Annotated in this window: 9 protein-coding genes; 5 read left to right on the forward strand and 4 right to left on the reverse strand. The window is 63.6% G+C overall.

What is annotated here, in order from left to right:
* The first annotated feature begins 20 nt into the window (after positions 1–20).
* Complete coding sequence (locus G6N15_RS10300) at positions 21–860, forward strand: glycoside hydrolase family 16 protein (RefSeq protein ID WP_083089781.1); 840 nt, start codon at positions 21–23, stop codon at positions 858–860.
* A 6-nt stretch (positions 861–866) separates the two neighbouring features.
* On the opposite strand, the gene G6N15_RS10305 is transcribed toward G6N15_RS10300, so the two are convergent.
* Positions 867–2,369 (reverse strand): glycosyltransferase family 39 protein, encoded by a 1,503-nt coding sequence (locus tag G6N15_RS10305; protein ID WP_139798024.1) that lies wholly within the window; start codon positions 2,367–2,369, stop codon positions 867–869.
* 144 nt (positions 2,370–2,513) lie between these two features.
* Between G6N15_RS10305 and G6N15_RS10310 the strand changes: the two genes are divergently transcribed.
* Entirely contained in the window at positions 2,514–2,894 is a 381-nt protein-coding gene (locus tag G6N15_RS10310; protein ID WP_083089779.1) for an STAS domain-containing protein, read from the forward strand.
* A 77-nt stretch (positions 2,895–2,971) separates the two neighbouring features.
* The gene (locus tag G6N15_RS10315) at positions 2,972–3,364 is read left to right on the forward strand and encodes an ATP-binding protein (protein ID WP_232070392.1); all 393 of its coding nucleotides are present in this window, start codon (positions 2,972–2,974) and stop codon (positions 3,362–3,364) included.
* Positions 3,365–3,377: 13 nt separating this feature from the next.
* Here the strand turns inward: G6N15_RS10315 and G6N15_RS10320 are convergent, their stop codons facing one another.
* The 3 genes from G6N15_RS10320 to G6N15_RS10330 are packed head-to-tail and all read right to left on the reverse strand — an operon-like array spanning position 3,378 to position 6,648.
* Positions 3,378–3,818 (reverse strand): response regulator, encoded by a 441-nt coding sequence (locus G6N15_RS10320; protein ID WP_083089778.1) that lies wholly within the window; start codon positions 3,816–3,818, stop codon positions 3,378–3,380.
* Positions 3,815–5,431 (reverse strand): sensor histidine kinase, encoded by a 1,617-nt coding sequence (locus G6N15_RS10325; protein WP_083089777.1) that lies wholly within the window; start codon positions 5,429–5,431, stop codon positions 3,815–3,817. The genes G6N15_RS10320 and G6N15_RS10325 overlap by 4 nt, the downstream gene beginning before the upstream one ends.
* Positions 5,428–6,648 (reverse strand): PP2C family protein-serine/threonine phosphatase, encoded by a 1,221-nt coding sequence (locus tag G6N15_RS10330; RefSeq protein ID WP_083089776.1) that lies wholly within the window; start codon positions 6,646–6,648, stop codon positions 5,428–5,430. The genes G6N15_RS10325 and G6N15_RS10330 overlap by 4 nt, the downstream gene beginning before the upstream one ends.
* Before the next feature lie 265 nt (positions 6,649–6,913).
* Here G6N15_RS10330 and G6N15_RS10335 point away from each other — a divergent pair, with 265 nt between their 5' ends.
* Positions 6,914–7,123, forward strand: coding sequence for a helix-turn-helix domain-containing protein (locus G6N15_RS10335; protein WP_232070393.1), 210 nt, complete (start codon positions 6,914–6,916; stop codon positions 7,121–7,123).
* Complete coding sequence (locus G6N15_RS10340) at positions 7,120–8,361, forward strand: type II toxin-antitoxin system HipA family toxin (protein WP_083089774.1); 1,242 nt, start codon at positions 7,120–7,122, stop codon at positions 8,359–8,361. The genes G6N15_RS10335 and G6N15_RS10340 overlap by 4 nt, the downstream gene beginning before the upstream one ends.
* Positions 8,362–8,399: the final 38 nt, after the last annotated feature.

Here is an 8,399-nt window from a genome sequence, read left to right on the forward strand (position 1 = left end):
TCTGATTGGTGGTATCTGAGATGGATCGTCGCAGCATGTTGTTGATGACGGGGCTCGGTGCGCTGGCAGCCGCAGTCCGGCTCCCCCAGGCGTGGGCGCATCCCCCTGCTCCGGACGCGCCGGTTCCGGTGCCACCGCCGGCCGCGCCGGCCGGTTCCTCGGGCGGAAACTACATTTTCTCCGACGAGTTCGACGGGCCGGCGGGCTCGGGCCCCGATCCGGGCAAGTGGACGGTGCAGACCTGGCAAGACGACGTGTTCCCGCCGGTCGAGGGAATCTACCGCGCCCAAAACGTTTTTCTCGACGGCAATTCCAATCTCGTGCTCCAAGCCACCCGAGAAGGCAACCAGTACTACAGCGGCAAAGTGCGAGGTAACTGGCGGGGCCCTATCGGCCACACTTGGGAAGCCCGCATAAAGCTGGATTGTCTGTACCCCGGCCTGTGGCCCTCGTTTTGGACGGTCAACGAGGATCCCATGCCAGACGGCGAGGTCGACATTTTCGAGTGGTACGGCAACGGCCAGTGGCCCCCGGGAACCACGGTCCACGCGGCATCCAACGGGAAAACGTGGGAAGGCAAATCGATTCCCGGCATGGTCGACGGTGCTTGGCACACCTGGCAAATGGCATGGCTCGAGGACGGCTTCCACTTCTCGCGCGACGGGGCTGCGTACTTCAGCGTTCCGGCGAAACCCATCCCGGTCCACGGCAATCCCGACGACAAGCGGTGGCCGTTCAACAATCCCGGCTACTGGATGACCCCCATGTTCACGCTTGCGGTCGGCGGCGTTGGCGCCGGCGATCCTGCCGCAGGAACGTTCCCGTCGCAGATGCTGATCGACTACATCCGCGTCTGGTGAACCGCCTCAAAGCCGCTGTAACCGAATAACCTTGCTGCGGTGCAGGATCCATTCGTGATTCACTTTGAATCCTTGCTGTTCCGTGGCATTCAGGACAGGCGACGGTGCGCTCCGATCGACGATTGCCCACAACGTCGTGCAGGCGGCTAGCCGGGGCCGCACCGCGTCGCTGTCGAGCGGAAGGTCCTGCGTCCACAACTGGGCCGCATACGGACCGGGCACACCGGCCGCAACATCGTCGAGCCGAGCGAACGCGTCGGGACGCGCAGCGGCAGCGGCCCGCAACGGTTCATGCTCTACTGACCCGAACGCGACGCAGTCGTGCGCTCGCGAATTGGTTTTGACGACGCGGGCGATTTCGGAATAGTCAGCGCCGCCGGGTTTTCCGTATGGACTGCGCTGTGTCACGAACGCCGTGCTTGAACTGAGTGTCAGAACTGTCAGGATTAGAACCAGGATTCGCGATCGCTCGCGCGCGATGGCGGTTGCACAGACTCCGAGCAGCAAGCCGAGACCTGGTGCGGTGTACGTCAAATATCGCGGCGCGTAGATGTCGGTGACGACGGCCGAGTAGCCGACCAGTGCCGCGGTCGGTACGACAACCCAGGGCAACGCCACCGCGAGAACATCCTGGCCGCTCTTTCTCTTGAGGAGGATTACCGATCCCCACGCCAACAGGATCACTGTTGCGCACATGAAAAGCCGTGAGGCGGTGAGCCATTGCTCCCAGAAGACACCGGTGAGGTAGCCGCCTCCGCTGATCCACCAGAGCTGGGTGTGGCGTTGACGGGCTGCCAACGCGAGGAGGGGTGACGCCAGAGCAAGCGCGACTGCGACCGCGGCCGAAAAAGGCAACAGCTGCCGCCATTTTCGTCGCAGCATGAGCGTGACAGCGTGCGCAAGCACCAACAGCCCGAGATACACGTAGGCGACGATCGCCAGCGAGAGTGTCAGAGCGTACAGAACCCACAGCGCAGACCCGCGTCGAGCCGCAGCGATCACCAGCACCACCGTCAGCCACACCGCGACCGCGGCGGTCAGCGCGTACGACCGGGCCTCGACCGCGGACCACAGCGTGCGCGGCAGCACGGTGAACGCGACCGCCGCGGCCCACGCGGTGGGCCGGTCGGCCACCAGCTTGCCCAGCACAACCACGCCGGCAGCGGCGGCGCCCACCGCTGCTGCACTGGGAAGTCGCGCCGTGAACTCGTTGATCGGCACCCACGACAACCAGGCATGCATGGCCAGGTAGTACAGGCCATGGACCGCGTCGAAGTTGAGCAACAACCGCAGGATGTCGATCTCCGATCGGTTCGCCGCGGCGACCGTGGCGGCCTCGTCGAACCAGAACGACGGCCGCCACGAGAAAAGCATTCCGAGCAGTGTGGCCGCGATCGCCGCTATCCAGGGATCGGCACGGTCGGGCACGTGGAGCCGCAATCGCCCGGGCGGCGGGTTGGCTCGACCCGTGGCGACGGAGCCACCATGTGGCTCCCCTGGATCGGTCATGTCGGAAATGTTGTCATCGGTCGCCGCGGCCCCCGTCGTTGCCCGTCGAATCTCGAGCGTCAGGTGGGGTTCCGGCACCGCCAGGCGAGGTGGCCTCAGATCTGCCGGTAGAATCTGCGGGCAAACAAACCGGTGGAGGTGGGGATGGGTAGCGGGCCCGAAGTTACTGGTGACGCCGCGGCAAGTAGCTGCGCTATCGAAGAACGGCAAATCGGCGACATCAGTGTCGTGTCGGTTACCGGCACGGTTGACATGCTTACCGCGCCCCAACTGCAAGAAGCCATATCTGCGGCGGGCCAGCGCCCACCGAAAGCAGTGGTCGTCGACCTGAAAGCCGTCGAATTCCTGGCGTCGGCAGGCATGGGCGTGCTGATGTCCGCGCACGATGAGCTCACTCCGTCGGTGCGCTTCGCGGTGGTGGCCGACGGGCCGGTCACCAGCAGGCCGCTCAAGGTCGTGGGCCTCGCCGACGTCATCGACCTTTACCCGACGCTGGACGAAGCACTTGCTGCTCTGACGAATTAGATATCGACACATTGGGTAGCCAAGTGTCCGAGATGTCAGCCCCCGAGGAGTCACGCCAGCGTACGCATTTTGCGCGAATGGACGCCAAGGCAGACCCGGTGACGGCCGCGCTAATTCGTGAAGAGTTCTCCGGCTGGCTGCGAACGCAATTCTCGCTCGACGCAGCCAAGATCAGCGACGTCGTCTTGGCCGTCAACGAGGCGTTGGCCAACGCGGCCGAATCCGCATACGCGGCCGCCGATCAGCCCGGAGCCATGCACGTGCTCGCCGAATACGACCCCGCCGCTGCTGTCCTGTCGGTTACCGTGACCGACGAAGGTTCCTGGTTGTCGGCCGACGGGAAGCCGCGCGATGTGGCCCGGGGTCGGGGTATTCCGTTAATGCATGCCCTCGCCGACCGGGCCGTGATCGACGGATCCGCGACGGGCACGCGAGTGCGCCTGGAATGGACGGGCATCGACGCGGTTTGAAGACCTCGCCGCCTCATGACTGCGGCAGTCGTACCACCTGCACAAAGAATTCGTCGATCTGCCGCACCGCGCTCATGAACTGGTCAAGGTCAACGGGTTTGGTGACATAGGCGTTCGCGTGCAGCTTGTAGCTGCGCAGGATGTCCTCCTCAGCCGACGAGGTGGTGAGGACGACGACCGGGATATGGCAGAGGTCCGGATCAGACTTGATGGTCTCGAGCAGTTGTCGCCCATCGTATTTCGGCAGGTTCAGATCCAGCAGAATCAGATCTGGCCGGGGTGCGCCTTCGTATTGCCCACGCCGGTAGAGGAAGTCCAGGCCCTCCTCGCCGTCGTGGGCCACGTGCAGTGTGTTGTTGATCTTGTTGTGTTCGAACGCTTCTCGGGTGATCAGCTCGTCGCCGGGATCGTCCTCGATCAGTAGGACGTCGATGGCTTGCGTAGCCGATGTCATTCGTGTGCTCCTTCCAGGAGGTTGGCCGATGTCTCCTCCGGCGGGGCGACAGGCACTGCGGGCAAGGTAAAGCGGAACCGGGTTCCGTCGGTGTATGACGTGTCGATCCAGATGGTTCCCCCGTGGTGCTCGACGATCTTCTTGCATAGCGCAAGACCGATTCCGGTGCCGCTGTAGGTGTCTCGACCGTGCAGGCGCTGGAAGATGACAAACACCTTGTCGGTGAACTCGTCGGCGATGCCGATGCCGTTGTCGGCCACCGAAAAGACCCACTTCTCGTCGGCGGGTTCGCAGTCGATGACGACTCGAGGAGCGACATTTTCTTGCCGGAACTTCACCGCGTTGCCGATGAGGTTCTGCCACACCATGACAAGCAGCGTCGGGTCGCCCTCGACGGTAGGCAGAGGATGCTCCGGACGAATGATCTGTGCGTCGGACTCTTCGATCGCGGTGGCCAGGTTGGCCAGCGCGGAATCCAAGGCATCATTGAGGTCCACGTCGGTGTGTGTGGCGTTGAGTCGCCCGACTCGTGAGAAGGTCAGCAAGTCGTTGATGAGCACCTGCATGCGCTTGGCGCCGTCAACGGCGAAGCCGATGTATTCGGTTCCGCGCTCATCGAGCTTGTCGCCATAACGCTTTTCGATCAGCTGACAAAACGATGCCACTTTTCGGAGCGGCTCTTGCAGGTCGTGCGAGGCGACGTAGGCGAACTGCTCGAGCTCGGCGTTGGACCGGCGCAACTCGAGTGCCTGTGCGTCGAGGCTCTCGCGAGCCGACCGCGACGCGTCGAGCTCCTCCACGATTCGCTGGCGCATCTCTTCGACGTCGCGTGCGATGGCGCGAATGTCTTTCGGCCCTCTGGGCACGATACGTTCGCTGAAGTTTCCGGCGGTGATGCGCCGGCATGAGGTGGCCAGCGCTGCGAGTGGACGCGTGACAGCGTTGCGCACCAACAAAGCCAACAGAACAGTCATGGCGAAGAACGCTGCCAACATGGCTGCCAAGACGGTGTCACGCCAGCGGCGAACCCGGGTCAGCTCATCGACCGCCGCGTCCCTGGCGAAAAGGAGGCGTTGGTTCTGCGCGTCGAAAAGCCCACGCAAGCGGTCGAAGTCGGCCTTGCCCTGTGTGGTGTTGGTGGTCGCGGCATTGCCGCCGCGGCTGACGCTTGCGATGAGCGGCTCAGCGTAGGTGCTGCGCCAGCTGGCGGCGGCGTTTTCGATGGCCTGCAGGTCGTCGATCATGGTGTGGTGGTGGGCCATACGGTTGCGGATGTCTTGGGCCGCCGCTTGCTCGTTGCGTTGTCCTTCGTAATACGGCATGAGGAACTGACGATCGGCGGTGATGACGTACCCGCGGACAGCGGTCTCCTGGTCGCGCAGAGCTGACTGCAATTGGTATGCGGCTACGCGCGTCGGCTCGATTTGGTCCACCAGCTCACGGGAGACGTGGTCGGTGCGAGTGAGCAACAGCCCGCCGGCCACCGCGCCCGCAAGAACCAGCACACCCATCACCGAGAGCACTACGTTTTGCCAGCCCTGGACCGTGAGGCGTCGAGCCCGCTGCTGACTCTTGTTCTCCGCGCTGCTCGCCTCGGTTGGTGGTTCGCTCATGTCGGGATTCGCTCCACCCGCACGACCGCGATGTCGTCGCTGATGCCGCCCTGCGCCTGCGCTCGCCGCTCCACTTCGTCGATGAGTGCGGCCACGAAATCCAGCCCCGGCAACGCGGCAAACGATCGAGCCACCTCGAGCAGTCCTTCCTCACCCAGGCGTTCCCTGCCCCGGCCCGAGTGACCTTCGAACAACCCGTCGGTCAGCAGCACCAGCCCCATGCCGGCCGGCAGCTCCAGCTGCTGAGGCCGCCAATCGCCGGCCCGCACGCCCAGGGCCGGTCCACCGGGTGGCTCGACCCACTGCACGGTGCCGTGACCATGCAGAAGCATGCCGGGATGGCCAGCCCGGACCGCGGTGATGGGGCCACCGTCGGGAGGGATGGCCAAGCTCAACATGGTCGCGAAAGTGCCCTTGCCGGCGCGTTCGGCATGAAGTACCCGCTCGAGTTGGCGCATCCTTTCCGAGCCGCGCAGGCCGGTGAAGGTCAGCGTCCGCCAGGCGATGCGCAATGCCACACCCAGCGCGGCCTCGTCGGGGCCGTGCCCGGAGACGTCGCCGATCATCACATGGACGATCCGGTCCGCGGTCTGCACGAAGTCGTAGAAGTCGCCGCCGAGCAGGGCGTTCTCCCGGCTTGGCCGATACTGCGCGACGATTTCCACCCCGGGATCGTCCAGCAGAAGCGGTGACGGGAGCAGGCCCCGTTCCAGCCGCGCGTTCTCCCGAGCGCGGAGCTGGCTGGCGTGCAATTCCACCGCGGTGAGCTCCGCACGTTTGCGCTCGATCGCATAGAGGACGGCGCGTCGCAGCGTTTCCGAGTCGACGCGTCCCTTTACCAGGTAGTCCTGCGCACCGGAGGCCAATGCCGAGACGCCGAAGTGCTCGTCATTGAGCCCGGTCAGCACGATGATCGGCAGTGTCGGATCGTGTTCGGCGACGCGCTTCAGTGCGAAAATGCCGTCGGCGTCGGGTAGGTGCAGGTCCAACAGGACGCAGTCCGGGCGGGCGAAGGCGAGCTCGCGTTCAGCGTCGGCCATTGTCTGCGCCCACGTGAGGCCGATGTCGGCCGCCGCGTCGGCGATGAGTTCCTCGACCAGCAGGCCATCGGCCCGATCGTCCTCTACCAACAGCAGCGATAGCTTGTGCCCGCCTACGCCACGGGCAGCGCCGATCGTGGGCGCAGACTCGGATTTAGCGTCAAATGGCGCGCGCATCGGGCATCGGTAATCATGTCCTCTCGTAACGTCACCCGGTCGCGCTGACCCTTTGCTTCAGTGACAATGCCTCGACAATACCGAGCCGCAGTCGTGGCCGCTCCCTCCAGCCCTGGCGCGGTCCACCCTGCATAAGCTTAGAATTTCAAGCATAGAAGCTCCGGTGGGCATGGTGAGGCACCATGTACGCTATATGCGTGGATAACAAAGCATAAGGAGTCCGATGGCTGGTCCTAGGCGCAGACGACCGCGTTCTGAACCGACTATGCCTAATATTGCACGCATAGGCCGAGGATTTGCCGAGCGCCGCATCGCATTACGGCTCACCCAACAGACCCTGGCAGACCTCGCTGGCGTGTCCCGTTCCAGTGTTCAAGCATTGGAGCGGGGGAGTGGCTCGATCAAGTTCGGTGCAGTCGTCGAAATTGCCGAGGTGCTCGGACTGCATATCGACATCAGTGCGGCGTCCAAATGACTACACCAACGCGGCTTGACCTACGTGAGGTTGCCGAAGCCGATGTGTACCTGGGCGATGATTTGGTGGCCCACTTGGTGCGTGGGCAACGCGACACGATCAGCTTCGACTACATTCCCGATCACGACTCAGCCGATGTACCGGTGCGCGAGCGCTCGGTGTCATGGTCACTCCTCCGCACGGATCGCTACCCCGTGATCACCACGGGTGGCGCAGTTCCAGCGTTCTTCGCAGGGCTCCTTCCCGAGGGCGTCCGGCTGGGTGTAGTGACATCATCGACAAAGACCTCAGCGGACGATCACCTGACATTGCTATTGGCGATTGGCGCGGACACTGTCGGCAACGTCAGGGTGGTGCCCTCCAGCGCAGAGAGTGTTCGACCGTTGCCGATGTTCGAGCCCGAGCGTGACACCGACTTTCGGGCCGTGTTCAACAAACTGGTCGGTTCGGTTGATGCAGATCCAGTCGGATTGGCGGGGGTTCAGCCGAAAGTGAGCGCTGCGATGATTTCGGCGCCTACACTGACTCGCTCCGGGCCGGCGATCCTCAAGCTAAATCCCGTGGAATATCCGTTGTTGGTTGAAAACGAGCACTTCTTTATGTCGATGGCTGCGGCTTGTGGACTACGGGTCGCCACAACGTCTTTGCTCCATGATGCTGACGGTCGGAGTGCATTGTTGGTAAGACGATTCGACCGTAACGGGCTGACGCGTATCGCGCAGGAAGACGCCTGCCAAGTCGCCGATATCTACCCGGCCTCCAAGTACCGCATCAAGGCCGAGACCGCGATCGGTGTCCTCGCCGATGCATGTGCGCGCGGCGGCGGTTCAAGGGCAGCGGGTGTACTGGAATTGCTTAAGACCGTTGTGTTCTCCTGGCTGATCGGCAACGGCGACCTGCATGGTAAGAATCTGTCGATCTACAACCCCGACGGCGCATGGCAACCGACACCTGCCTATGACTTGCTGTGCACCCAGCCCTACATGCGCTGGCGTGATCCTATGGCGCTCAGCCTATATGGCCGTGCTAATCGGCTTACCCGTGATCACGTCGTGGAAGCTGGCGAACGGCTCGGCCTGCGTCCACGCGCTACGTCGCGGACGATCGATTCGATCATCGACGCGGCGCAGGATTGGCCGGGTCGGTGCGGCGACATCGGTTTCGACGACCGGCAGACCGAGCTTCTTTCGGAGATGCTGCACAACAGGATCGGCACCCTCAAGAAGGCCGAAGCGTAAGCGGCGACGATCGTGACGTTCGAAGCCAGTGATGCCTG

This window comes from Mycobacterium noviomagense, assembly GCF_010731635.1.
Taxonomy (GTDB): Bacteria; Actinomycetota; Actinomycetes; order Mycobacteriales; family Mycobacteriaceae; genus Mycobacterium; species Mycobacterium noviomagense.

What these genes read in the sequence shown, in the direction of transcription:
- G6N15_RS10315 (WP_232070392.1), top strand. Translation starts at nt 2,972, where the DNA reads ATGGACGCCAAGGCAGACCCGGTGACGGCCGCGCTAATTCGTGAAGAG.
- G6N15_RS10335 (WP_232070393.1), top strand. Translation starts at nt 6,914, where the DNA reads ATGCCTAATATTGCACGCATAGGCCGAGGATTTGCCGAGCGCCGCATC.
- G6N15_RS10325 (WP_083089777.1), bottom strand. Translation starts at nt 5,431, where the DNA reads ATGAGCGAACCACCAACCGAGGCGAGCAGCGCGGAGAACAAGAGTCAG.
- G6N15_RS10300 (WP_083089781.1), top strand. Translation starts at nt 21, where the DNA reads ATGGATCGTCGCAGCATGTTGTTGATGACGGGGCTCGGTGCGCTGGCA.
- G6N15_RS10320 (WP_083089778.1), bottom strand. Translation starts at nt 3,818, where the DNA reads ATGACATCGGCTACGCAAGCCATCGACGTCCTACTGATCGAGGACGAT.
- G6N15_RS10330 (WP_083089776.1), bottom strand. Translation starts at nt 6,648, where the DNA reads ATGCGCGCGCCATTTGACGCTAAATCCGAGTCTGCGCCCACGATCGGC.
- G6N15_RS10340 (WP_083089774.1), top strand. Translation starts at nt 7,120, where the DNA reads ATGACTACACCAACGCGGCTTGACCTACGTGAGGTTGCCGAAGCCGAT.
- G6N15_RS10310 (WP_083089779.1), top strand. Translation starts at nt 2,514, where the DNA reads ATGGGTAGCGGGCCCGAAGTTACTGGTGACGCCGCGGCAAGTAGCTGC.
- G6N15_RS10305 (WP_139798024.1), bottom strand. Translation starts at nt 2,369, where the DNA reads ATGACCGATCCAGGGGAGCCACATGGTGGCTCCGTCGCCACGGGTCGA.